Consider the following 24886-nt stretch of genomic DNA (forward strand, 5'->3'; position numbering starts at 1 on the left):
GGCCTCGCAGTGACATCCTGGCATCATGCCCGCCGCCCGCCCGCAGGTCCCCGCCGCCGACCAGGTGCTGCGCATCCTGACCTTCCTGGCCCACCGGGCCGGCCCGGTCGCGGCATCCACCATCGTGCAGCGGCTCGACCTGCCGCGCTCGACGGTGTACCACCTGCTGCGCACGCTCGAGGGCAACGGGTTCGTGGTGCACATCGCCGACTCGCGGCGCTGGTCGCTGGGCACGGCCGCGTTCGAACTCGCCGGCGGGTACGCGCGCCAGGTGCCGCTGGCGCGGCTAGGTCGCCCGCTGGTGGCAGGTCTCACCGACCGACTCGGCGAGTCGGGCCACCTTGCGGTCATGTCGGGGCGCGACGTCGTGTACATCGTCGAAGAGCGCGCGCCGCGCAGACCCGCGCTCGTGACCGACGTGGGCGTGAGGCTGCCCGCTCACCTCACCGCCAGCGGACGGGCGATGCTCGCCGTGCTGCCGCGGACGCAGGTGCGCGCACTGTACCCGGATGCCGCCTCGTTCGCGGGTCTGACCGGACTGGGTCCGCAACGCCCCGGCGAGTTGCGCGAACTGCTGCGCCTGACCCGAGCCGAGGGCTATGCGCGCGAGGACGGCGACGTCACCGAGGGCATGCGCTCGGTCGGGGTCGCGGTGCTCGACGCCGCCGGCTGGCCGGTGGCCGGGATGGCGGTCACCTGGCCGAGCGAGAGCAGCCACGACGTGTCCGACGTCATCGGGCCGTTGCGAGCGACGGCCCGCGAGCTCGAGCGGCGCCTCGGCTACGTTTCGTCGTCGAACGACTCACGCGCGCCCTGACTCTCCGGGAACGACCAGTCCGAGTTCGTACGCCGCGATCACCGCCTGCACCCGGTCACGCAACCCGAGCTTGGCCAGGACCCGGCTCACATGCGTCTTGACCGTGCCCTCGGACACGTGCAGTCGCGCGCCGATCTCGGCATTGCTCAGGCCCTGCGCGAGTGCGGCGAGCACATCGTGCTCCCGATCGGTCAGCGCCGCGAGCGGCCCGTCGGCCGACGATGGTCTCGGCGCACGCGCCACATACTGTTCCACGAGGCGCCGGGTCAGCTGTGGGGCCAGCAGCACGTCGCCTGCGGCGACGCCGCGGACGGCGGCGAGGATCTGCTCGGGCCCGGCATCCTTCAACAGGAACGCACTGGCCCCCGCTCGCAGCGCGGCATACACATATTCGTCCAGATCGAACGTGGTCAGCATGATCACGCGGGTCGCGCTGCTCGCGGCGAGGATGCCGGGGATCGCACGGATGCCGTCCACGCCCGGCATCCGCACATCCATCAGCAGCACATCCGGGTGATGGGCGCGGGCCAGGGCGACAGCTTCGGCACCGTCTCCGCCCTCACCGGCGACGCGCAGGTCGGGCTGGGACTCGACGACCATGCGCAGGCCGGCACGGATGAGCGGCTGGTCATCGATGATCGCCACGGAACAGACAGCGGGGATCATGTCGTGCGCTCCCCCACCGGCGCGACCGGCAGGCTCGCGCTGATCACGAACCCGCCGTCAGGCCGGGAGGCCGCCGCGAGGGTGCCTCCCATCGCCGCGACCCGTTCCCGCATGCCGGACAGGCCCCGGCCGCCGCTGGGAACAGAGGGCGACGCCGAAGCGGGTGCGCCGGCGGGGGCACTGTCCACCTCGATGTGCAGCATCCCCTCCGGACCGCGCCGGATCGACACGTCGGTCTCGACCGCTCCGGCGTGTTTGAGGACGTTCGTCAACCCCTCCTGCACGACCCGGTACCCGACCAGCTGAACACCGTCGGAGATCTGCTCGACCGACTCGTCCAGGTGCAGTTGCACCGGAAGGCCGAGCGAGCGCATCTGCTCGCACATCGCCGGCACGTCCGCCAGAAGCGGCGGCGGTGCCGTGGGTGCGGCATCCGCGCTCTCATCGCCGAGCACCGCCAGGAGCGAGCGCAGTTCGGCCAGCGAGTCCTGGCCCAGCCGTTCGATGCGCTGCAGGGCGTCCAGTGCGACATCCGGGTCGCGCGCGCCCGCGAGTCGAGCACCGCCGGCCTGCACCACGATCACGGTGATCGTGTGTGAGATCACATCGTGCAAGTCACGTGCGATGCGCGTGCGTTCGCGCAGACGGGCCCGCTCTTCTGCGACCGCCCGCTCGGCGCTGGCCCGTTCCACGCGACGGCGATAGGCCGCCCAGCTGCGCGTCAGCCGGCCGAGCAGGAACGCCGCGACGACGAGGAACGCGTTGGTGCCGATCGCTCCGGGGTCTCGCAGTTCCGCGAACTCCCACGGCAGCGCGACCATCGCGACAGCGCTCAGCGCCAGCCCGACCAGCGCCCATCGCAGCGGGCGATGCCGTGCGCACGAGTACAGCGCGCCAAGCCACACCGCGAACTCGTCCCAGTAGGTCAGCGACGTCGGATTCAGCAGCGGCGGCACGAACACCAGCGCCAGGATCGTCAACAGGACGATCAGCGGGTAACGGCGCCGGAATACCAGGGCGACACAGGCCAGCGCACCCGGTACGACCGCCGTCACCGGCGGTGCGTAGCCCACCGCCACGGAGAAGATCCCGGTGTACACGTCCAGCAGCCCCAGCGCCAACAGGACCACCGGCGGCGTGAGGTCGTACACGACCGTTTCCCAGTGCCGCGCCCACCACCGGCGGTGATCCCCGTCCATGGGCCAAAGGTACGCCGTCAGGACGTTCCGCACCTCTGTCGGAGGTCGCACACGCATCCGTCTTCAGACAGAGCCACATCGGGACATCCCGCAGACGCGGCCGGCACGTGCCGCGCCCTACCGTGGGCCTGCACCGGCCGTCCGCGCCGGGACGACGAGGAGGAATCTCATGGAATGGACACGGACGGATGCGGCACGGCGAAGGATCGTGGTCGTCGCATTGATCATCGGTCCGCTGCTCGCGGCGCTCTCGGCCGCCATCGGGCTCGGGACCGACGGCGGCGGGATGCGCGAGCAGTTCGCGAGCATGGGCGCCCACGCGCAGACGATCCTCGTGCAGGACGTGCTGGAGACAGCCGGGTTCCTCCTGGTGCTTGCGGCACTGGCCGGCGCGACCCAGGCGCTGCGGCTGCGCGGAGGGACGCTGGGCACGATCGGAGCGATTCTGGCGATTCTGGGCACTGCCGGATTCAGCATCTCGAACGCGACAGGGCTTGCGGTAGTCGCGCTGGCTCAGCAGCCGAATCAGGATGCCGCGTTCCAGACCGCGATGGCGCTGACCGACGACAGCGTCCTGGCCACGGCGGGCACGATGGGATTCGTGCTGGAGCTTCTCGCACAGGCGGGCATGCTGCTGGTGATGATCGGACTGGTCCGGGCACGACTGGTCAGCGCGTGGGTGCTGACGCTGCCCGTGCTGGGGATCGCCGTCAACGCCATCGGGGGAATGATGGCGGCGACGCTCGTCGCAGATCTGCTGCTGTTGGCCGCCGGGATCTGGATCGCCGTCCGGATCGCTCGGTGCAGCCGGCAGCAGTGGCTCGGCAACGCCGGCGCTCAACCATCGCAGAAGGCATCCCCGCGGCTCGCCCGCTCGGCACGGTGAGCGCAGCGGACGCTACTTCTTCTCTTTGCCCTCGATGTCCCCCGAGAGTGCGGCGATGAACGCCTCTTGGGGGACTTCGACGCGCCCGACCATCTTCATGCGCTTCTTGCCCTCCTTCTGCTTCTCGAGCAGCTTGCGCTTGCGCGTGATGTCGCCGCCGTAGCACTTGGCCAGCACGTCCTTGCGGATGGCGCGGATGTTCTCGCGGGCGATGATCCGCGCGCCGATCGCTGCCTGGATGGGCACCTCGAACTGCTGGCGAGGGATGAGCTTGCGCAGCCGCTCGGTCATCATCGTGCCGTAGGAGTAGGCCTTCTCGCGGTGCACGATCGAGCTGAAGGCATCCACACGCTCGCCCTGCAGCAGAATGTCGACCTTCACCAGGTCCGCCTCCTGCGCACCGTTGGGTTCGTAGTCCAACGACGCGTACCCCTGCGTGCGGCTCTTGAGCTGGTCGAAGAAGTCGAACACGATCTCGCCGAGCGGGATGTTGTAGCGCAATTCGACGCGATCCTCGCTGAGATAGTCCATGCCCAGCAGGCTGCCCCGACGGGACTGGCACAGCTCCATGATCGTGCCCACGAAGTCCTTCGGCGTCAGGATCGCGGCTTTCACCATCGGCTCCTCGACGTGGTCGACCCGCCCGTCGGGATATTCGCTCGGATTGGTGACCGTCACCGACTCTCCGGTGTCGGTGGTCACCTCGTAGACCACGCTGGGGGCCGTCGTGATGAGGTCGAGGTCGAACTCGCGCGTCAGTCGCTCGGTGATGATCTCCAGGTGCAGCAGCCCCAGGAATCCGCAGCGGAAGCCGAACCCGAGTGCGACCGATGTCTCGGGCTCGTACACGAGCGAGGCGTCCGACAGCTTCAGCTTGTCGAGGGCTTCGCGCAGTTCGCCGTAGTCGCTCGCATCGATCGGGTACAGCCCCGAGAACACCATCGGCTTCGGGTCGGTGTAGCCGGCCAGCGCATGGGTGGCGGGCTTGCGCGCGTCGGTGACGGTGTCGCCGACCTTCGACTGCCGCACATCCTTCACGCCGGTGATGAGGTAACCGACCTCCCCGACCCCCAGGCCGCGCGTCGGCACCGGCTCAGGGCTGGACACGCCGATCTCGAGCAGGTCATGCGTGGCCCGGGTGGACATCATCTGGATCTTCTGCCGCGGCTCCAGCGAACCGTCGACCATGCGCACGTACGTGACGACCCCGCGGTAGGCGTCATAGACCGAATCGAAGATCATGGCGCGGGCCGGGGCATCCGGATCCCCTGACGGGGCGGGGATCCGCTCGACGATGCGATCCAGCAGCTCTTCGACGCCCTCGCCCGTCTTGCCCGACACGCGCAGCACGTCGTCGGGAGAGCCACCGATGAGATTGGCCAGCTCTGCGGCGAACTTCTCGGGGTCGGCGGCAGGAAGGTCGATCTTGTTCAGGACGGGGATGATCTGCAGGTCGTGCTCGAGGGCCAGGTACAGGTTCGCGAGGGTCTGCGCCTCGATGCCCTGCGCGGCGTCCACCAGCAGCACCGCTCCCTCGCAGGCAGCCAGAGAGCGCGAGACCTCGTAGGTGAAGTCCACGTGGCCGGGGGTGTCGATCATGTTCAGCGCATAGGTGCCGTCGGCACCTGCCCACGGCATGCGCACCGCCTGGCTCTTGATCGTGATCCCGCGTTCGCGCTCGATGTCCATGCGGTCCAGGTACTGGGCGCGCATGTCACGATCCGAGACCACGCCGGTGATCTGCAGCATGCGGTCGGCCAGGGTGGACTTGCCATGGTCGATGTGGGCGATGATGCAGAAGTTGCGGATCCGCTCGGGAGCCGTCGCGGACGGCTCGAGGGCCTGGAGTGCACGTGGGGACATATCCTTTCGATTCTACGGGGCGGCCCGCGAGCCCCGAGCCGACCCGGTCGTAGCCTGGGCGCATGACCGTTCAGGTGGTGCTCGTCCACGGCATCCGCACCTCGGCCACCATGTGGCGCGCCCAGTGCGAACACCTCGCCGCCGGCGGCATCCCGGCGCACGCGGTGGATCTTCCCGGCCACGGCACGCGCATGGACGAGCCGTTCCTGCTGGAGTCGGCGTTCGCGACCATCGAGGCGGCGGTGCAGGATGCGGCGGCCCGCGGGCCGGTGCTCCTGGTCGGGCACTCCATGGGGGGACTGCTGTGCACGGCCTATGTGGGCGGCGAACAGGCACCGCCGGTGGCGGCGTTCATCGCCGCATCGTGCACGGCTCTGCCCCGCGGTGCTGGCCTTGCGGCCTACCGTCTGCTGGCGCGGGGCATGAACGCGCTGCCCGACCGAGGCCAGCGGCTGACCGACCGTGTGCTGGATGCGACGCTGCCGCCCGAGACCCGCGATGACTTCGGCGCCGGCGGATACGCGTACGCCGCGCAGGACACCGCGCTGGCGTCGCTGTCGGTGCTCGACCTCGTGGCCGCGCTGCGGCGCATCCGCATTCCGATGTGGTTCGTCAACGGTCAGTACGACCAGCTGCGCGCGAACGAGAAGCTGTTCACGAGCCTCGTGCCGCACGCCGAGCTGATCGTGGTGCCGCGCACGACCCACCTGGTGACGGCGATGCGGCCGCGGGTGTTCAACGCGGTGCTGGATCTGGCTCTTGCGACGATGAACGCTCACGCGCACGCCCCGACATGACGGCGCCGGCCGCCGACAGCACGGTGCTGACGATCAGCAGCAGCCAGAAGCCGCCCACCAGGGCGACCAGCGTCGCCCCGACCAGCGGTCCGACCAGCTGGCCGAGCGCCGCCGAGGTGTTCACCAGCCCCAGATCGCGTGCGTTGTCGTCGGGGTGCGGCAGCAGGTCGGTCGCGAACGCGAGCCCGACCGTCGAGAACGCACCGTAGCCCAGGCCCAGCACCGCGGCACCGATCATCGTCATCGTGAACGACGGGGCTACCACGATCACGACCATGGACGCCGCCTGCACGAGCGCGGAGACGACCGTGAGCGAGCGCCGGGCCCCGGTGCGGTCGGACCACCAGCCGGCCAGGACCGAGGCTGCGACCACGAAGACGGTGTACACGACGATCACCAGCAGCAGGTTGTCTTCGGCTTCGGCCTTCTCCTGCCCCAACCCGTACATCAAGAAGAACAGGAACAGGGTGGTGGGCAGGGCGTTGCCCACGTTCGTGACGAATCTGCCCCACACCACCCACGCGAAATCACGATCGCGCAGCGACTCCCAGGGCAAGCCGCGACGCGCACCCGGCGGGTGGGCGGGCGCTGCCGACGGCTCGGCGGGCGGGTCGGGCAGCAGCGCCGCCGTCGCCGTGCCGACGATCGCGATGAACACCGCCAGGGCGAGGTAGCCGGCGAACACGCTCAGGCCCAGCAGCACGACGGCACCGACGCCGACGACGATTCCGACGGCCTGCGACGAACTGGTGGCCGCAGCCGCTGCGCCGCGCTGCGATTCGGGCAGCTGGTCGGCGATCAGAGCGGTGAAGGCGGCCGAGGCCACCGCGATGCCGATCGAGACCCCCGTCCACGCCAGCCCGATCAGCCACGGGCCCTGGGCGAGCCCGGTGAACACCAGACACACCGCGGTCAGTCCACTCGCGCCCACCGCCCACGGACGGCGGCGTCCCCACCGTGTGCGGGTGCGGTCCGACAGCGCCCCGGACAGGGGCCCGGCGATGACTCCGGCAAGGCCGCCGACGCCCAGGACGATGCCGGAGTAGACGACTCCGTAGACCCACGTGTCGCGCGCGCCGGGAGTGTCGAGCTGCGACGGCAGCAGCAGCTGCACGGGGGTCAGCTGCACGGTCCAGATCGCGAGCCAGGCGAGAGTGAACAGCACGAACCATCCGGCGCCGACCTTGGAGGCGCGTGCGGGCGATCCTGTTGACGTCACGGTCGTGCCCTTCCGATGAGCGACTTGTACCACTCGAACGACGCCTTGGGGGTGCGCTCAGTCGTGCGGTGGTCGACGTGCACCAGTCCGAAGCGCTGCGTGAAGCCGTCGGCCCATTCGAAGTTGTCCAGCAGAGACCATACGGTGTACTCGTCCACGACCACACCCGCCTGGATCGCGTCGGCGACCGCTGCGATGTGCCCCGCCAGATACACGATGCGGTCCTCGTCCTGCACGCGGACGGCGTCGTCAGGTTCGGGGAACGACGCGCCGTTCTCGCCGATCACGATCCTCGGCATCCTCTCGCCGTATCGCGCGGCGAACTCGACGAGCAGCTCGCGCAGCGCGCTCGGATCGATCGGCCACTCCGGACCGAAGCCGGTCGTCGGCACGCCCGGCGTCGGCACGATCTCGAACGGCAGCGGACCGGGCTCGGCGGCGGCGGTCACCGTCGTCGGGTTGTAGAAGTTGATGCCGTAGAAGTCCTGCGGAGCGCCGATCAGTTCGAGATCCCCCGGCCTGACCGGCATCGGCGGCAGGCCGAACGATTCGAGGTCGGGGTACGCGCCGGTCAGCAGCGGGTCGGCGAACAGGCGGTTGTGCAGCAGATCGTAGGTCGCCGCTGCGGCCAGGTCGGCGGGCGTGTCGTGCAGGGGGCGCACGAGCGTGTGATTGTTCGGGATGCCGACGGCCCGGGCACCGTGTGCGTGCAGCACCTGTGCGGCGCGGGCGTGGGCCAGAAGCTGGTGGTGCACGGTCGGCAGGGCCTCGAACAGCAGCTGCCCGGCCGGGGCGAGAGTGCCCACACCGTAGCCCTGCAGCGCCATCGAGACCGGTTCGTTGACTGTGTACCAGTCGGTGACGCGATCGCCCAGGCGCTGCGCGACGATCTGTGTGTAGTCGGCGAACCGGTCGGCCATCGTTCGCGAGAGCCATCCGCCCTCGGCTTCGAGCTGTACAGGGTGGTCCCAGTGGTACAGCGTCGGGAACGGCGTGATGCCCGCCGCCAGCAGTCCGTCCACGAGCCGGTCGTAGTAGTCCAGGCCGCGCTGTTCGGCGGGTCCTGTTCCGTCGGGCTGCACGCGCACCCACGACAGCGAGAACCGGTACCGGTCGACACCCAGCTCGCGCAGCAGCGCGATGTCGTCGAGGTATCGGTGGTAGCTGTCAGGTCCGGGTTCGGCGGTCGTTCCGTCTTTGACCCAGCCGCCCACCTCCACCTGCGCGTCCCAGATGCTGCGACCGCGACCATCGCCTGTGCGCGCGCCCTCTATCTGGAAGGCCGACGTCGCCGCCGACCAGCGGAAGCCGGCCGGAAAGCGCGCTGCCAGAGCGTGCGGGTCGGTGACAGGATCCGTCATGGATGCTCCCTCGGACGTCGTCGTGCGAGTGTTTCGGGTGAGTCGATCTTCGTGCACGATCCCGCTTCGGCGCGAATCCGACGCGCCCGCCGTCCGTACGCGTCGGGAGCCGTGACCGGTTCCTGGTAGACTCGACCATTGGCTTGCGTGTGGGTTTTTCCCGCACACGCTGTGCAGCGCCCCTCTCGCGCTCACGGCACTCAACCGATCACCTCAACGAAAGAACGTCCACACGTGGCAAACATCAAGTCGCAGATCAAGCGCAACAAGACCAACGAGAAGGCGCGCGAGCGCAACAAGGCCGTCAAGAGCGCGCTGAAGACCGAGGTGCGCCGCACCCGCGAGGCCGTCTCCGCCGGTGACAAGGCTGCCGCCGAGAAGGCACTGGCCCGGGCGAGCAAGAAGCTCGACAAGGCAGTCAGCAAGGGTGTCATCCACCAGAACCAGGCCGCGAACCGCAAGTCGGCCATCGCGAAGCAGGTCGCCGCGCTCTGAGCGCAACCGCTTTCTCGAAGCCCGTTCCGCCTCGGCGGGGCGGGCTTCGTCGTTGCGGTCACAGCCGCGGCAGATATGGCGTCAGCCGCCGAAGGGCGCCCGGGTCGCGATCACGGTGATCATGCGCTCCAGCGCGAACACCGCGTCGCGTGAGGCGCCTTTGACATCGGCATCCGCTCGCGCCGTCGCCTGGATCGCCCGTCCCAGGCTCTGCTCGTTCCAGCCGTTCAGGTCGCGGCGGGCACGGTCGACCTGCCAGTCCTTCATCCCCACGTCGGCTGCGATGGCCGCCGACGATCCGCGCTTGCCCGCCACGCGCGCCATGGTGCGCAGCTTCATCGCGACGGCGGCCACCAGCGGCACCGGGTCGGCACCCGAAGCCAGCGCGTGTCGCAGCGCGATCAGCGCGTCGCCGTATCGCCCCGCGATCGCCGTGTCGGCGACGGTGAATGCCGACGTTTCGACGCGCCCGCCGTAATAGCGGGTGATGACCTCGGTCGTGATGTCACCCGGTACATCGGCGATCAGCTGCTGGCAGGCGGCGGCCAGTTCTGTCAGATCATCGGTGAACGCGGCGACCAGTGCCCGGAGCGCTGCCGGCGCGATCTTCTTGCGTGCTGCGTGGAATTCTCCGGCCGCGAAGTCCACACGGTCGCCGTCGCGCTTGACGGCAGGGCAGGGCACCTCGACTCCCCCACCGGTGCCTGCACGGATAGCGTCGAGCAGCTTCTTGCCGCGCACGGACGCGCCGGTGTGCCGCAGCAGCACGGTCGCGCCCTCCTGCGGGTGCCCGAGGTAGGCCAGCGCCTCGGTGAGGAACGCGTCAGTGGCCTTCTCGACCCCCGCCACCCGCACCAGACGCGGCTCGCCGAACAGCGACGGCGAGGACATCGCCATCAGCGTTCCCGCCTCGTAGTCGTCGGCGCGCAGGTCGGAGACCTCAAGGCTCGGGTCCTCGGCGCGCAGGTAGTCGCGCACGCCGGCGATCGCCCGCTCTGCGCACACGTCTTCGGGCCCCGACACCAGCACGATCGGGGCCGGCTGCGGCGCGCGCCAGTCCAGCTGCGGGATCGCTGCGCGGCCGCCGGCGCCGCGCGACGTGCGGGCGGAGGTGCGGCGTGCAGGCATGGTCCCAGCCTATCCAGCACCATCGACATCGTCGTTCGCATCATCGCCGCCGACGTGCGGTCGGCGCCCGGCACGGGGCCGGCGCCCCCGCTCACGACGGCCGCTCACGCCACACCCCGACCCCGTCGTGCGCGGGTGCGACCGTGACGACACCGGAATGGTCGGTCCGCGCAATGACGTATCCGTCCGCGCGCAGAAAGGTCAGCGTCTTCTCGCGCGGATGACCGTAGTCGTTGCCGAGACCGACGGAGATCAGGGCCACCGCACCGGCCGCCGCACGGTACAGCTGGGGCGACTGGTCGGCCGAGCCGTGATGGGCGACTTTGACGACCGAGTACGGAGGCCGCAGCGCGCGCGTGCCCAGCAGAGCCCGCTGGGACGTGGCATCCAGGTCGGCGAGGAAGAGGGATGCCGGTACCCCGCCGCCACGCACGTCCCAGACGACACCGGCCTGGTTGCCCGCAGTGAACACCCGGTCCCCCTTCCGGGGCCACAGGACCGTCCAGGTCGCATCTCCGAGCCGCCCCGCCGTGCCGGCCCAGGTATGTACTCGGTCGAATCGGGGTGATCGAGCCCTCCAGCGCGTCGATCTGGTGCTGCGTCAGGTTCACCGGACTTCGGACCTCGTACGGGCTAGAGTAAGGCACGAAGTCCCCGGCGAACGCCTCTGTCGAACTTGAGTCGGCACACAGCCGGGGTTTTTCTTTGCCATCACCACGCCGGCAGCTTGCCATCGAGCCAGCGATGCTCCGGAGGAAGACCGACGCGGTCGCCCTCGGCCAGCCCGTGGTATCGCGCAGGGAGTAGCACAGGTGCATCGCCCTCGTCGCTGAACAGCAGATCCCACCGGTTCTCGTAGCTCTCGAAGGTCGGCAGATAGACCCGCGAGCTGCTCACCGGCGCATTGCGCTTGCCTTCGGGCACACCCTCTTCTGTCAGCCAGTCCATGTGCGCGATCCACGCGGCTGCGGCGACATGCGCGCGCGGGAGGACAAACAAGCGCGAGGCCAGCTCCAGGTCGCGGGGCACCGCGACCATGACGAAGTACTCGCGCTCGTGCGCGCTGGGCTTCTGTGACTTTTCACCCAGTGGCCAGTTCGTCTGCGACCAGCTGTGCGTTCGTGCGGTCTTCACCTGGACCTCGACCATCCGTCGGTCCTCGCCGGTGTGCACAGCCAGGATGTCGGTGCGCTCAAGCCCGTCACGGGTGAGCGCCGGTGCCCAGCCGCGGCGCGCGAGCTCCGAGGCGACGAGGTGCTCGCCGATGGTCTTGGTCTGCTTGGTGTCGGCCATGTGTCCGACTGTATCGACAGGGGCGGACGCGAGTGGCGCGATCGTCGTCATGCTGGCAGTTCCCTGTCTCGGAGCAGGCCGTCGGCGCCTGAGCGACGCCGAGCCTGCCGTCGATTGAGGCGCTACCACCGCTGATCCATAGAGCAGGACGTCGCCCACTCACTTCTCGAGCTCGGGAGCGGCAATTGGGGCGTCATTCGGAACAGCGTCGCGTTTCTGCGGTTCTTTGCCCATCACAGCCGCACGTTCTGTTCGCACCCGTTGATTTTGCAGTTCTCTCCCGGTGCGTTCCCTCTCTTTCAGGTTGCGTGCCTCTTCTCGCCTCTTGTACTCAGCCCTCAACTCCTCTGTGGTCTCTTTGATCACGTCGATCGTCGGAAACTGCGTCTCGCCAACGAACACGGCCTGATAGATTGCCTCGTTGCTTTCAGACGCCTTCGAAGTCGCGTCGCGGAGCAGTAGGATCACCGCCCCAATAGCGATCGGAACTGATATGAGATAGCCCCACCAGGGGGCACCAAGTCGTATTGGGATGAGAATCCCAATGAGGAGAATCGGGATGACTATGTTGTACCGGAACATGGCCTCTGCATCAGCACGGTCGTAACGGTCAAAAAGCTCACGGTGGTGCGCGAGCAGTCGCGTGGCGACCAAAGGGACGTCCTTCACCATGCCCTCGTATGCTGCTTCGATATCCTCCGTGCTGGGTTTTGCGGGATCACGGCTCATAAATTCGAGACTGAGGTCTCGCGAGTTCGAGACGTTCATTTTCGCCTGATTGCGGGCTCGTAGCGTCCGCTCGGCGAGCCTGTGTATCTGACTGTCCGTCGCATCGCTATACATATAGTTGGCGGCCGTCCTCAGCCGGTTGAGAATTGGATTCAGTATGGCGACCATCAGCATTCCAAGGAGATACGCGACGAATGTCACTGCAGCCGTCAGTCCGGCGGGTCCGAATACGCCAAGGACCCGATATACCTCTGCCGCAAGCCCGGTAGCGCTTTCCTCGCTGGGGATCGCCGAGTAGAAGATGAGCCAAAGAACAACCAACCACATGAAGCCCGCGGCGAGAGGAACGCGCACATCCCGTAGGCCGGGCAGCAGACTGGAAATCATGCAGAAACCATAGCCCTAGGCGGTGAAGAGCCCGCCCCGGCTTGGAGCGGGGCCTGGTTCGGATCAGTCGTCGTGCTCCTGCTTGCGACGTGCCAGCGGGACGATGCAGAGCGACACCGAGTGCGCAGGCTGTTCCGGCTACGTCGACGCCTCGGGCTGAGTGAACTCAGCTTCAGGCTCATCCGGCTCAGTGACCGCGAGCTGTTGGGGCGCAGTCGTCGGTTTCGCGGTCGACGGCTCCTCAGGCTCCGGAGTGCACTCGGTGGTCGCGGGCTCCTCAGGGTCCTCTGGTTCCGGAGTGGGCTCGGTGACCACAGGCTCCGCGGGATCCGTCGGCTCATCCGGCTCATCCACCGGAGGCGTCACCACGGGCTCGCACTCCTCGACGGCGGGGATCTAGATGGTCCACTCGGTCTGTGCACCCTCCTCGATCACGTAGCCGTCGTCAGCCGTGGCGGTCACCGTGATGGTGTCACCGTCGCGGGTCTGCTCGTGGACGACACCCTCCGTCTCCAGAGTGCTCACCGTCGCCTCGACATCGCACTCGTCTGCAGGGATCAGCTCGGGAGCTGAGGGGGTGACGCGCAGCAGCGACCGCGTCGCGGTATTGGTCACCGTGATCGCAGTCACGTCGTACTGCTGGCCGGAGACCGTCACCGTCGCCTTCTTGCCGCGCACGGACGCGCCGGTGTGCCGCAGCAGCACGGTCGCGCCCTCCTGCGGGTGCCCGAGGTAGGCCAGCGCCTCGGTGAGGAACGCGTCAGTGGCCTTCTCGACCCCCGCCACCCGCACCAGACGCGGCTCGCCGAACAGCGACGGCGAGGACATCGCCATCAGCGTTCCCGCCTCGTAGTCGTCGGCGCGCAGGTCGGAGACCTCAAGGCTCGGGTCCTCGGCGCGCAGGTAGTCGCGCACGCCGGCGATCGCCCGCTCTGCGCACACGTCTTCGGGCCCCGACACCAGCACGATCGGGGCCGGCTGCGGCGCGCGCCAGTCCAGCTGCGGGATCGCTGCGCGGCCGCCGGCGCCGCGCGACGTGCGGGCGGAGGTGCGGCGTGCAGGCATGGTCCCAGCCTATCCAGCACCATCGACATCGTCGTTCGCATCATCGCCGCCGACGTGCGGTCGGCGCCCGGCACGGGGCCGGCGCCCCCGCTCACGACGGCCGCTCACGCCACACCCCGACCCCGTCGTGCGCGGGTGCGACCGTGACGACACCGGAATGGTCGGTCCGCGCAATGACGTATCCGTCCGCGCGCAGAAAGGTCAGCGTCTTCTCGCGCGGATGACCGTAGTCGTTGCCGAGACCGACGGAGATCAGGGCCACCGCACCGGCCGCCGCACGGTACAGCTGGGGCGATTGGTCGGCCGAGCCGTGATGGGCGACTTTGACGACCGAGTACGGAGGCCGCAGCGCGCGCGTGCCCAGCAGAGCCCGCTGGGACGTGGCATCCAGGTCGGCGAGGAAGAGGGATGCCGGTACCCCGCCGCCGCGGACGTCCCAGACGACACCGGCCTGGTTGCCCGAAGTGAACACCCGGTCCCCCTCCCGGGGCCACAGGACCGTCCAGGTCGCGCCTCCGAGCCGCCCCGCCGTGCCGGCCCAGGCGTCCACCACCTGCGCGCCACCACCGGCCAGCCGCGCGAGCGTGCGCCGATCGGTCGCCGAAGCGGGCGGCCCGTGCAGCACGATGTCCGCACGTCCGATGACCGCATCCACTCCGCCGACGTGGTCGAGGTCGTAGTGGGTGAGCACAAGGATGTCGATCCGCTCTATGCCGAATCTGTCCAGGCACGCTCGCAGCGCACCGGGGTCCGGCCCGGTGTCGATGAGGGCCACCGCCGATGCAGAACGCACGAGCAAGGCGTCGCCCTGACCGACATCGCACGCTGCGATCGCCCACGTGCCCGGCAGGGTCAACGGTCCCACTGCCGCGCGCAGCGCCGCCGATCCGCCGCCCACTCCCAGCACCACGGCCATCAGCAACGCCGATGCGGCGCGAACAGCGCGCTGCCCGCGTCGGTGCCCGGGCGGCAGGATCAGCACCCCGATGGCTGCCCCCACAACCGCAAGGAGCACTGCTCCGGGCCATCCTTCGATCCACGGCACGGCGCTCGCCGGCAGATCGACCGATGTCGCGGCGACCGCGGCGATCCACGCGGCCGGCACCCAGGTCAGAGCCACCAGTCCCGATGCGAGCAGCGGAATCGGCGCCGCCAGGCAGGCGGCCAGCCCCAGCACGGTGGCCACGGGTGCCGCCGGTGCGGCGAGCAGGTTCGCGATCACGCCGTACAGCGGCACGGTGGGATTGATCACGATCAGCAGCGGCCCGCACGCCAGCTGCGCGGCCAACGGCACCGCCAGGGCCAGGGCCAGCGCGCGCGGCAGGCGCCTGCTCAGACCGCGGGTCAGCGGTGCCGCCAGTGTCAGCAGCGCCGCCGTGGCCACCACCGACAGCGCGAACCCCATCGAGGCGGCAAGCCACGGGTCGGCCACCACGCACACCACGACCGCTGCACACAGCAGCGACAGCCCGGCCCCGCGCCGCCCCAGCAGCACGCCGAGCATCGCGATGGCCGCCATGGCGGCGGCGCGCACCACGCTCGGCTCGGGTGTGACCAGCAGCACGAAGCCACCGAGGGCCAGCATCCCGACCCCCACGCGCACGCTGCGTCGAGCGCCGCAGAGTGCTGCCGCACCGAAGGCGAGCCCGACCACGATCGCGCAGTTGGCCCCCGAGACCGCCGTCAGATGCGAGAGCGAACTGGCCTTCATCTGAGAGTCGAGTTCGACGCTGACTCCCCCCGTGTCGCCGACGGCGAGCCCGGGAATCAGGCCTGCACCGGGCTGGGGCAGCCCCCGAGTCGCCCGCGCGAGCGCATGCCGCAGCTGTGCCGACACCGCCACGACGCCCGTCGGTGCGCGTGCGAGCGCCACGGCATCCCCGGCGCGCACGACCAGCACCGCGCGCTGGCCGGGCATGGACTGCGCCGCCGTACCCCGCACGACGATCTCGCTGCCGACGTCCGGTGCGGTGTGCGCGTCGCCGTCCCGAATCGACACCGGGACCTCGATCGTGTGTGGCGTCGGCCCGACGTCGATGCGGTGCGCGACCGCGTCGTACATGAGGTCGCCGCGGGCGGTGCGCTGCGCCTTGCCGACGACGCTCGCGTGCACGGTGATCGCGCGTCCGCCGTCGACGGCGAGCTCGACGGCCGCTGTGCGCTGCGGCAGGGCGAGAGCCGCAGAGGACGCCGCGGCTGCGGCGATCGCGGCTGTCACGGCTGCGATCGCCCACAGACCGGGCCCGTGCCGGTGCGTTCCCCTGGCCCACCATGCGGCCCACACGGTGAGCACCAGCGCCGCTGCCCACAGCACGATCGCCATCACCGCTGCCACATCCGCAACCAGCACCACCACCCCCGCGGCCGCCCACGCAGCAGCGGCGATCGGCACCGGACGAAGATCGCGCGCCCTCACGTCACACCGTGACCAGATCGCGCAGCGACGCCAGCATCTTCTCACCGATGCCGGGCACCGCGAGGAGGTCTTCGACGCTGGTGAACCGGCCGTTCTGGGTGCGCCAGTCGATGATGCGCTGGGCGATCGCGGGCCCGACGCGCGGCAGCGAGTCGAGGGCGGCAGCGTCGGCGGTGTTCAGGTTCACCTTGCCGGCCGGGTGCGCGCCCGCGCCGACGGCGGGACCGGATGCCGCACCGCCTGCCGTCGCGGGCGGCGCCTCGCCTTTGCGGGGCACGATGACCTGCTCGCCGTCGGCCACCGGGCGAGCGAGGTTCACGCCGTCGCGCGCAGCATCCTTGGCGAAGCCGCCCGCAGCTGCCACCGCGTCCACCAGGCGGGCTGCCGCCGGCAGCACATACAGTCCTGGCTTGCGCACGGCCCCCGACACGTGCACGTACACGGCCACGCTCGCCGACGGTGTCGGCCGAGCGGTGACCGCCACCTCTTGCGTGGGCGCGGATCGTCCACGCAGGATGCCGATGCCCACCGTCACGGCGAGGGCGACCAGCATCACCACGATCACCGCACCCAGGCCCAATCGCCGCCGCGGCGAGAGCGGAGGCGGCGACTCGGTGGACACTGCCCCACGCTATGCAGGCGTGAATGCCGGGACGTCGGTCGCGCAACGATCCGTGGACAACTCAGCGCCGGGCAGCGCCTGGGGAGGAGCCGCCGCGGCGAGGTGCCCGGCAGAGGCGGCTACTTCGTGCTGAAGCTGACCACCTTGGGGGCTCGCACCACGGCGCGCTGGATGTCGCGACCGGCCAGTGACCGCAGCACACGCTCGTCCGCCCGGGCCTGCGCCTCGAGTTCGTCGGCAGTGATCGCCGTGGGCACCTCGAGCGTCGCGCGCACCTTGCCGTCGATCTGCACGATGGCCGTCACGGTCTGCTCGACCAGCAGCGCCTCGTCGGCGGCGGGCCAGACGGCCAGGCCCACGAACGGCTCGTGGCCGAGGATCGACCACATCTCCTCCGCGGTGTGCGGCGCCACCATGTCCAGCACCAGCGCCGTGACCTCGGCCGCCTCACGCACAGCCGCGTCGGCAGAACCCACGCCGCTGTCGATGGCCTTGCGCGTGGCGTTGACCAGCTCCATCAGCCGCGCCACGACCACATTGAACTTCGTGTGCTCGACCAGTGCGGGCACGTCGGCCAGCACACGGTGGGCGATCCGCCGCAGCGCGGCGTCGCCGGTTGCGGCATCCACCCCCGCAGGGGTCGCCACGTCCTGGGCGACGCGCAGCGCTCGCGCCAGGAACTTCGTGGCACCGGTGGCCGAGACATCCGCCCAGTCCTTGTCGTCTTCCACGGGGCCGGCGAAGGCCAGCGCCGTGCGCAGCGCGTCGGCGCCGTGAGCGTCCAGCTCGTCTTGGAAGACGACCAGGTTGCCCTTCGACTTCGACATCTTCGCGCCGTCCAAGATCACCATGCCCTGGTTGATCAGGCTCGAGAACGGCTCGTCGAAATCGACCAGCCCCATGTCGTGCAGCACCTTCGTGATGAACCGCGCGTACAGCAGGTGCAAGATCGCGTGCTCGACGCCGCCGATGTAGAAGTCCACCGGAGCCCAGCGGGCGGCCTCGTCCGACGGGAAGGCGTGCGCGTCCGAGGCCGGCGACATGAAGCGCAGGAAGTACCACGAGCTGTCGACGAAGGTGTCCATCGTGTCGGGGTCCCGGCGGGCGGGCGCGCCGGTGGCGGGGTCGGTCGTGGTGACCCATTCCGTGGCAGCGCCCAGCGGCGACTGGCCCTTGGGCTTGAGGTCGAGGTCCTTGGCCTGCGGCAGCACCACCGGCAGCTGATCGGCCGGGACCGGCACGATCTGGCCGTCGTCGGTGTGGATCATCGGAATGGGCGTGCCCCAGAACCGCTGTCGTGAGATCAGCCAGTCGCGCAGGCGGAACGTCGTGGTGCCGTGACCGGACTCGTGCTTCTCGAGCTCGGCGATCATGCCGGCGATGGCATCTTTCTTGCCCAGACCGTCCAGCGCACCGGAGTTGACCATGCGGCCTTCGCCGACGAGCGCCACGCCGGTGACAGCGGGGTCGAGGTCGGCGAGGGATGCCTCGCCCTCGACACCGGTGGTCGTGTCGACGACGACCTTCACCGGCAGGTCGAAGGCGCGGGCGAAGTCGAGGTCGCGCTGGTCGTGCGCAGGCACGGCCATGACAGCGCCGTGGCCGTAGTCGGCCAGCACATAGTCGGCCGCCCAGATCGGCAGCCGCTCGCCGTTGACCGGGTTGATCGCGTAGCGGCCCAGGAACACGCCGGTCTTCGGCCGGTCGGTGCTCTGTCGCTCGATGTCGGTCTGCTTCTGCACGCGTCCGAGATATTCCTGGAACTGCATACGAACGTCTGACGGCGCCTCGCCGACCAGCTCGGCGGCCAGATCGGAGTCGGGTGCCACGACGAAGAACGTCGCGCCGTAGAGCGTGTCGGGGCGCGTGGAGAACACCGTGACCTTCTCTGCCCGGCCTTCGATCTCGAAGTCGATGTCAGCGCCGACCGATCGGCCGATCCAGTTGCGCTGCATCTGCACGACCTTCGACGGCCAGTGGCCCTCAAGGGCGTCCAGGTCGTCCAGCAGCCGGTCGGCGTAGTCTGTGATGCGGAAGTACCACTGCGTCAGCTTCTTCTTCACGACCTCCGCGCCGCAGCGCTCGCAATGCCCGTCGACGACCTGCTCGTTGGCCAGCACCGTCTGATCGTTCGGGCACCAGTTGACCGGGCTGGACTTGCGATAGGCCAGCCCCCGCTCGAACAGTCGCTGGAACAGCCACTGGTTCCACCGGTAGTACTCAGGGTCGCTGGTGTGCAGCTCGCGGCTCCAGTCGAACGAGACGCCGTACTGGTGAAAGCTCTCCTTCTGCTGGGCGATGTTCGCGTAGGTCCACTCACGCGGGTCGGCCCCGCGCAGGATCGCGGCATTCTCTGCGGGCAGCCCGAAGGAATCCCACCCGATCGGGTTGAGCACGTTGTAGCCGCGGTGCCGCCAGTAGCGGGCGACGATGTCCGAGTACAGATAGTTCTCGGCGTGCCCCATGTGCAGGTCGCCCGACGGGTACGGGAACATCGCCAGGATGTACTTGCGCGGGCGCTCATCGCCCTCGCCCCCGGCACGGAAAGGGTCCTGCTCGGACCAGAGCTTCTGCCACTTCGCCTGGATCGCATGCGGATCGAAGACGCCGTCAGCGGCGATATCAGAAGCAGTGATCTGAGACACGGAGGAAAGCCAATCGCAGGGTCGGGATGATGCGCGAAATGCGCATCCTTCAGAATACCCGACCGGCGGTTTTCACCATCCCGGCGGCACCGCCGCGCCCAGCGCCGCCAGCGGGGCCCGCGCCTTCAGCCCCACCTCCGCAACCTCGGCTGCAGCGTCCGATCGCCAGGTGATGCCGCCACCGGCGCCGACGTACGCGCCACCCGGGTGCACGAGGATCGATCGGATGACCATCGCGAGGTCCAAGCCGCCGTCGGCGCCCACCCAGCCGAAGCACCCCGCGTACACCCCACGCGGCCCGGTCTCGATCCCGTGCAGCAGCGTCATCGCCGACAGCTTCGGGGCGCCGGTCATGCTGCCGGCCGGAAACACGCCGTCCAGCACCTCTCCGACGGTGGCCGCCTGCGGCAGCCGACCCGACACCGTGCTGACCAGCTGGTGCACCGCCGGGTAGCTCTCCACCTCGAGCAGCCGTTCTACCCGCACGGTGCCCGGCTCGCAGACCCGGGCGAGGTCGTTGCGCATCAGATCGACGATCATGATGTTCTCGGCGCGCTCCTTGACGCTGGCCAGCAGCTCTGCGGCTTGCGCGGCATCGTCGGCATCGTCGGCGCCCCGTGGCCGGGTGCCCTTGATCGGCCGGGTGCGCAGGCTGCGGCCGTGCACTTCCACGAAGCGCTCGGGGCTGGCGCTGAGCAGCGCAACGCCGCCACTGCGGATCACACCACCGTGATGGGTGGGGCTGTCGGCACGCAGTCGCAGGTATGCGTCGATCGGGTCGATCTCGCCGACCACGTCGAACCGGGTCGTCAGACACAGCTGATAGGCGTCACCAGCCCGGATGGCCTCTCGGCAGCGGCCGATCATCTCGGCGTAGGCGCCGGGGTCGTCGCGCGAGCGGGCGGTGAGTCCGGGGGAGGATGCCTCCATCCGTGCGGGTGCGGCGGCCCCGAGGTCGATCTCGCCGGCGAGCCAGGCGTGCCCGGTCTCGTGGTCGAAGGCGACAAGCCCGCGCACACGCAGCCAGCGCTCGGCGGGAACGACGGGATCGTCTGCGGTCACCGGCGCCCCAGCTCGGGCCGCACCCGCCTCGTAGCCGATCCAGCCCACCCAGCCGGCGGTGAAGCGGTCCACGCCCGCGGCCCGCTCGTCGCCTGCGCAGCGCGCGGCGTGCACCACCTCGGGCGCCTCCGCCTCACCCCACCCGACCCAGCTGCACCCCGAGTCGGCATCGGGCCCGGCATCCAGCCAGAACACATCGGCATGGTCGGCCGCGACGGCGCAGAAGACGTCGGCGGGGTCGGGCCACACCGGCAGCGGCCGCAGGGTGAAGGGAGACGTCATCCTCTCAGGCTAGAGGGAGCACGCCCGTCTGACCCACTGGCATGGCAACGGGCGACCACGGCTCGCTGCCCTCACGATCGCGGTGCGGTACGCTCACAGCCTAAAACGAGCCACGATGTCTATGCTCGCCGTGTGAACGACGTCCTGACGGGGATCCTCGACGCCATACAGGCCGTCGACCCGCTGCTGCGGGTGTTGCTCGCGGGCCTTGCGATGCTGCTCGAGACCAGCGTGCTAGTCGGCGTCGTGGTGCCGGGCGACACGATCGTGCTCGTGGCCGGCACCGCGACGGGCTCGTTCTGGCAGGGCCTGGCATTGGTCGCCGCGATCGTCGCCGGATCGATGATCGGCGAGAGCATCGGATTCTGGCTGGGTCGACTGCTGGGTCCCCGCATCCGTCACTCCCGTGTGGGCGGATGGCTCGGCGAACGCAACTGGGAGCGCGCCGAAGGGTATCTGCACCGGCGTGGGGGCCTCGCCATCTTCATCTCGAGGTTCTTGCCGGTGCTGCATTCGCTCGTCCCGCTGACGGTCGGTATGACCGGCTACTCCTATCGACGGTTCCTCGCGTGGACGGCTCCGGCGTGCGTGATCTGGGCGAGCGCCTACGTCGCCGCCTCGGGGCTGGCCGCAGGCACCTACCGCGAACTGGCCGCCCGCCTGCACTTCGCCGGGTATCTGTTCGTCGGATTCATCGTCGTGTTCCTCGTGGCCGTCGTGATCGTCAAGAAGGTGCTCGAACGCATCGAGCGGCGTCATTTCGTCGGCTCCGCGGACGAGCAGTCGCACTGACCCGGTCCGACCGCACGCCGCACGCCGCGGCATCCCGCCCCGCACGATCGGGACTCACCCAGACAGTCGACATGCGCACATGCGAGACTTGCACGGATGCCCGAGAACACCGCTGCGGCGCGTCGCGCCGATGTGCTGTGGCTGGCGCGGCTCGAATACCGCTTTCATGCGTGGCGTGAGCGCCGTGCGCGCCGCCGTGGCCTGACCCCGACCGTCGCCGCCTTTCCGGGATACGGCGGTGAGAACTGGGTGCGCGTGCTCGGCCGAGTGCTGATCACTCCCCCCGCCCGCGGCAGCGCCGACGGCGAGTACGGCGGGGTGCGCGGCTGGCGCAGCTTCATGGCGGTTCCGATCGGGTTCGCCCAGGTCACCGTGACGATCGACGGCGTTGCGCACGACGTCGTCTCTGACCGCGGCGGCGTGGTCGACACGGTCCTGCCCACCTCGCTGGCGCCCGGCTGGCACACGATCTCGATGTCGGTCGAAGACGGAGAACCCGTCGACACCCGCGTCTTCATCGTCGGAGCGGATGTCGGCTTCGGCATCGTCTGCGATGTGGATGACACGGTGATGGTCACCGCCCTCCCCCGCCCGCTGGTGGCGGCCTGGAACTCGTTCGTCGTCGACGAGCACGCCCGCCAGCCGGTGCCGGGCATGTCGGTGCTGCTGGAACGTCTGGTGCGCGAAAACCCCGGCGCCCCCGTGGTCTTCCTCTCGACCGGCGCGTGGAACGTGGGGCCGACCCTGCTGCGCTTTCTCGGCCGACACCTGTTCCCCGCTGGGGCACTGCTGCTCACCGACTGGGGCCCCACACACGATCGGTGGTTCCGCAGCGGAACAGCGCACAAGTCCGACAACCTCGAGCGACTCGCCACCGAGTTCCCCGATCTCGCCTGGCTCCTCATCGGCGATGACGGCCAGCACGACGACATGATCTACACGCAGTTCGCCGTCCGCCACCCGCAGAGCGTGGCCGCCGTCGCGATTCGCCGACTCTCCTCCACCGAGGCGATGCTGGCCGGCGGTCGCACCACGGTGGATCCCCACGCCGCCGCGGCAGTGCCATGGGTCAGCGGCGACGACGGCGCCGCCCTGCTGCAACGCCTTGAAGAAGTCGGCGTCGCCCGCTCGTCCTGATCCCCCGCGCCCGTCGCGGTCCCGGCACCTCGCCAGGACCTCCTGGCGCCCGGAGCAGGCTCTCTCGCCCGCCCCTCGTCCGGCCCTCGCCCGGCCATTTTCGCCCATCCCTCGCCCGAGGCGAGGGGATCTCACGAAGCGAGGAGCGACACGCCGGATATTCCCCCTCGTTTCATCAGATCCCCTCGCCTGAAGCGAGGACCAGCGAGGACCGACGAGGACGGACTGGTGTCGGTGCTACGACGTAGGCTGATCCGCATGTGCGGACGGTTCGTAGTGGCCAATGTGGGATCTGAGCTCGTCGGTGTGCTGCGCGTGGATGTGACCGGCGACGATCTGCCGGCTCCTTCGTACAACGTCGCACCCACCGATCACGCGGCGATCGTGCTCGACTCGATCAAGACCGAACCTCCCACGCGCCGACTCGAGTCCGCGCGCTGGGGACTGATCCCGCCGTGGGCGAAGGATGTCTCCATCGGTGCTCGCGCGATCAATGCCCGTGCCGAAGAGGTCGAAGACAAGCCGATGTTCCGCAACGCCCTGATCAAACATCGCGCCGTGATTCCGGCATCCGGCTATTACGAATGGAAGAAGACCGACAGCGGCAAGATCCCGCACTTCATCCACCCTGCCGGCGACGAGCCGATGTTCTTCGCGGGACTCTATGAGTGGTGGAAGAACCCGGCCGCCACGGACGACGCCTCGCGCTGGGTGCTCAGCTTCACGATCCTGACTCGCGATGCCATCGGCCACCTGGGGTCGATCCACGACCGCATGCCCCTGTTCCTCGACCCCGACTTCGCCGATGCGTGGCTCGACCCCACGACCGAGAACGTGGGCGACATCCTCGACGCGGCCGTCGACGCGGCCCCCGACGTCGCCGCCACGCTCACCGACCACGTGGTCTCGTCAGCCGTCGGCAACGTCCGCAACAACTCGCCCGAACTGATCGAGCCCGTCGAATGACCGACCTCTGCGTCATTCGGGCGAAGGCGATGGTTCATCTGGTGGATGCCTCCACCGGCTGCTCGGCGGCAACATCGAGTTCGGCGAGACCGCACGCGATGCAACCGTACGGGAGATCTCCGAGGAGATCGGTCTGACGTTGCCGCACGCCGAGCTGGTCCGGGGCGTCGAGACGCATGAACAGCGGCCACGCGCCTCGGACACTGACATCCCAGCGTTGTACGGTGGGACAACCCCTTCACCTCGAGGAGCCGAATCGTGAGCACCACCCCTTCGACATCGCCCGGCGATCTGCCACCCGCCGGCTGGTACCCCGACCCTCAGGGCGGCGACGGACAGCGCTGGTGGAACGGCGCCGGCTGGTCCACGCAGACGCGTCCTGCGCAGGCTCCTCCGGCACCGCCGGCTCCCCCGACCCATCAGGCTGACGCTCCCTACGGCAATGCCGCGGGGTACGGCGCGACACCGGGGTACGGCGCGACACCGGGGTACGGCACCGCGCCGGGATACGGCACGACGCCGGGCTACACGCAGAGCGGCGCCGGCGCCGGAGGTTACGGGGCGAGCGGGTACGGCGCCGGATACACCGGCGCTCCCGGCTACGCCGTGGCACCGCCGATCGGCACATGGCGATCGGCGGCCGACGACCGCCCGCTGGTGACCGGCATCGGCAGTGCCATCCGCACCATCTTCAGCAAGTACGCGCGCTTCGACGGCCGGGCCGGTCGCCCCGAGTTCTGGTACTGGTCGCTGTTCGAGGGCATCATCTTCGTGGGTGTGTACCTGCTCATGATCTTCACCGTCTTCGGTTCGATGGCGGCGATGAACGGGCCGAGGATGTTCTACACCGGTTTCGGCGGTTTCAGCGGACTATTCATCGTGCTCCTGTGGTTGTGGGCGCTGGCGACACTCGTCCCCGGTCTCGCCGTGACCGTGCGGCGGCTTCGCGACGCCGGCTACCACTGGGCTCTGATCTTCATCGCACTCATCCCGTTCGGTGCCATCGCCGTACTGGTGCTGTGCGCGATGCCGAGCAAGTACCCCTGAGCCCCTGCCGAG

Annotated in this window: 23 protein-coding genes; 9 read left to right on the top strand and 14 right to left on the bottom strand. The window is 69.4% G+C overall.

What is annotated here, in order from left to right; genetic code table 11:
- The first annotated feature begins 25 nt into the window (after nt 1–25).
- Nucleotides 26–817, top strand: a complete 792-nt coding sequence (locus QU603_RS08245) for an IclR family transcriptional regulator (protein WP_308490914.1) — start codon at nt 26–28, stop codon at nt 815–817.
- On the opposite strand, the gene QU603_RS08250 is transcribed toward QU603_RS08245, so the two are convergent.
- Both QU603_RS08250 and QU603_RS08255 read right to left on the bottom strand, forming a co-directional pair.
- Entirely contained in the window at nt 803–1483 is a 681-nt protein-coding gene (locus QU603_RS08250) for a response regulator (protein WP_308490915.1), read from the bottom strand. The two genes, QU603_RS08245 and QU603_RS08250, sit on opposite strands and share 15 nt — an antisense overlap.
- Nucleotides 1480–2682: a sensor histidine kinase gene (locus QU603_RS08255; protein ID WP_308490916.1), complete on the bottom strand. Its 1203-nt coding sequence runs from the start codon at nt 2680–2682 to the stop codon at nt 1480–1482. The genes QU603_RS08250 and QU603_RS08255 overlap by 4 nt, the downstream gene beginning before the upstream one ends.
- A gap of 169 nt (nt 2683–2851) precedes the next feature.
- On the opposite strand from QU603_RS08255, the gene QU603_RS08260 reads away from it, so the two are divergent.
- Nucleotides 2852–3568 (top strand): hypothetical protein, encoded by a 717-nt coding sequence (locus QU603_RS08260; protein ID WP_308490917.1) that lies wholly within the window; start codon nt 2852–2854, stop codon nt 3566–3568.
- Between the two features lie 12 nt (nt 3569–3580).
- Here the strand turns inward: QU603_RS08260 and lepA are convergent, their stop codons facing one another.
- The gene (gene lepA, locus QU603_RS08265; RefSeq protein WP_308490918.1) at nt 3581–5431 is read right to left on the bottom strand and encodes a translation elongation factor 4; all 1851 of its coding nucleotides are present in this window, start codon (nt 5429–5431) and stop codon (nt 3581–3583) included.
- Between the two features lie 62 nt (nt 5432–5493).
- On the opposite strand from lepA, the gene QU603_RS08270 reads away from it, so the two are divergent.
- Entirely contained in the window at nt 5494–6228 is a 735-nt protein-coding gene (locus QU603_RS08270) for an alpha/beta fold hydrolase (RefSeq protein ID WP_308490919.1), read from the top strand.
- Here the strand turns inward: QU603_RS08270 and QU603_RS08275 are convergent.
- Both QU603_RS08275 and QU603_RS08280 read right to left on the bottom strand, forming a co-directional pair.
- Nucleotides 6167–7447, bottom strand: a complete 1281-nt coding sequence (locus QU603_RS08275; protein ID WP_308490920.1) for an MFS transporter — start codon at nt 7445–7447, stop codon at nt 6167–6169. The two genes, QU603_RS08270 and QU603_RS08275, sit on opposite strands and share 62 nt — an antisense overlap.
- Nucleotides 7444–8808 carry a GH1 family beta-glucosidase gene (locus QU603_RS08280; RefSeq protein WP_308490921.1) on the bottom strand — a complete coding sequence of 455 codons (1365 nt, stop codon included), beginning with the start codon at nt 8806–8808 and terminating at the stop codon, nt 7444–7446. The genes QU603_RS08275 and QU603_RS08280 overlap by 4 nt, the downstream gene beginning before the upstream one ends.
- 234 nt (nt 8809–9042) lie before the next feature.
- Here QU603_RS08280 and rpsT point away from each other — a divergent pair, with 234 nt between their 5' ends.
- Complete coding sequence (gene rpsT, locus QU603_RS08285) at nt 9043–9303, top strand: 30S ribosomal protein S20 (protein WP_308490922.1); 261 nt, start codon at nt 9043–9045, stop codon at nt 9301–9303.
- Between the two features lie 81 nt (nt 9304–9384).
- On the opposite strand, the gene holA is transcribed toward rpsT, so the two are convergent.
- The 9 genes from holA to pabB form a co-directional block, all read right to left on the bottom strand.
- Nucleotides 9385–10431: a DNA polymerase III subunit delta gene (gene holA / locus QU603_RS08290; protein WP_308490923.1), complete on the bottom strand. Its 1047-nt coding sequence runs from the start codon at nt 10429–10431 to the stop codon at nt 9385–9387.
- Between the two features lie 91 nt (nt 10432–10522).
- Nucleotides 10523–10903: a ComEC/Rec2 family competence protein gene (locus tag QU603_RS08295; protein ID WP_308490924.1), complete on the bottom strand. Its 381-nt coding sequence runs from the start codon at nt 10901–10903 to the stop codon at nt 10523–10525.
- A gap of 239 nt (nt 10904–11142) precedes the next feature.
- A complete protein-coding gene (locus QU603_RS08300) occupies nt 11143–11724 on the bottom strand; it encodes a hypothetical protein (RefSeq protein ID WP_308490925.1) in 582 nt (193 codons plus the stop codon).
- A gap of 159 nt (nt 11725–11883) precedes the next feature.
- Entirely contained in the window at nt 11884–12840 is a 957-nt protein-coding gene (locus QU603_RS08305) for a hypothetical protein (protein WP_308490926.1), read from the bottom strand.
- Between the two features lie 396 nt (nt 12841–13236).
- Nucleotides 13237–13905 carry a DNA polymerase III subunit delta gene (locus tag QU603_RS16480; protein WP_370655289.1) on the bottom strand — a complete coding sequence of 223 codons (669 nt, stop codon included), beginning with the start codon at nt 13903–13905 and terminating at the stop codon, nt 13237–13239.
- Between the two features lie 91 nt (nt 13906–13996).
- Nucleotides 13997–16321 (bottom strand): ComEC/Rec2 family competence protein, encoded by a 2325-nt coding sequence (locus QU603_RS08315; protein ID WP_308490927.1) that lies wholly within the window; start codon nt 16319–16321, stop codon nt 13997–13999.
- 1 nt (nt 16322) lies between these two features.
- Nucleotides 16323–16943, bottom strand: a complete 621-nt coding sequence (locus tag QU603_RS08320) for a ComEA family DNA-binding protein (RefSeq protein WP_370655290.1) — start codon at nt 16941–16943, stop codon at nt 16323–16325.
- A 119-nt stretch (nt 16944–17062) separates the two neighbouring features.
- Nucleotides 17063–19588: a leucine--tRNA ligase gene (gene leuS / locus QU603_RS08325; protein WP_308490928.1), complete on the bottom strand. Its 2526-nt coding sequence runs from the start codon at nt 19586–19588 to the stop codon at nt 17063–17065.
- A 72-nt stretch (nt 19589–19660) separates the two neighbouring features.
- Entirely contained in the window at nt 19661–20932 is a 1272-nt protein-coding gene (pabB, locus tag QU603_RS08330) for an aminodeoxychorismate synthase component I (protein WP_308490929.1), read from the bottom strand.
- A 132-nt stretch (nt 20933–21064) separates the two neighbouring features.
- Between pabB and QU603_RS08335 the strand changes: the two genes are divergently transcribed.
- The 5 genes from QU603_RS08335 (at nt 21065) to QU603_RS08350 (ending at nt 24874) form a co-directional block, all read left to right on the top strand.
- Nucleotides 21065–21724, top strand: a complete 660-nt coding sequence (locus tag QU603_RS08335; RefSeq protein WP_308490930.1) for a DedA family protein — start codon at nt 21065–21067, stop codon at nt 21722–21724.
- 96 nt (nt 21725–21820) lie between these two features.
- A complete protein-coding gene (locus QU603_RS08340) occupies nt 21821–22861 on the top strand; it encodes an App1 family protein phosphatidate phosphatase (RefSeq protein WP_308490931.1) in 1041 nt (346 codons plus the stop codon).
- A 258-nt stretch (nt 22862–23119) separates the two neighbouring features.
- Nucleotides 23120–23827: an SOS response-associated peptidase gene (locus QU603_RS08345; protein ID WP_308490932.1), complete on the top strand. Its 708-nt coding sequence runs from the start codon at nt 23120–23122 to the stop codon at nt 23825–23827.
- Nucleotides 23828–23885: 58 nt separating this feature from the next.
- Nucleotides 23886–24089, top strand: coding sequence for an NUDIX domain-containing protein (locus QU603_RS16425; RefSeq protein ID WP_369698784.1), 204 nt, complete (start codon nt 23886–23888; stop codon nt 24087–24089).
- Nucleotides 24086–24874 carry a DUF805 domain-containing protein gene (locus QU603_RS08350; RefSeq protein WP_308490933.1) on the top strand — a complete coding sequence of 263 codons (789 nt, stop codon included), beginning with the start codon at nt 24086–24088 and terminating at the stop codon, nt 24872–24874. The genes QU603_RS16425 and QU603_RS08350 overlap by 4 nt, the downstream gene beginning before the upstream one ends.
- Nucleotides 24875–24886: the final 12 nt, after the last annotated feature.

Origin of the sequence: Microbacterium terrisoli (assembly GCF_030866805.1) — a bacterium.
GTDB lineage: Bacteria > Actinomycetota > Actinomycetes > Actinomycetales > Microbacteriaceae > Microbacterium > Microbacterium terrisoli.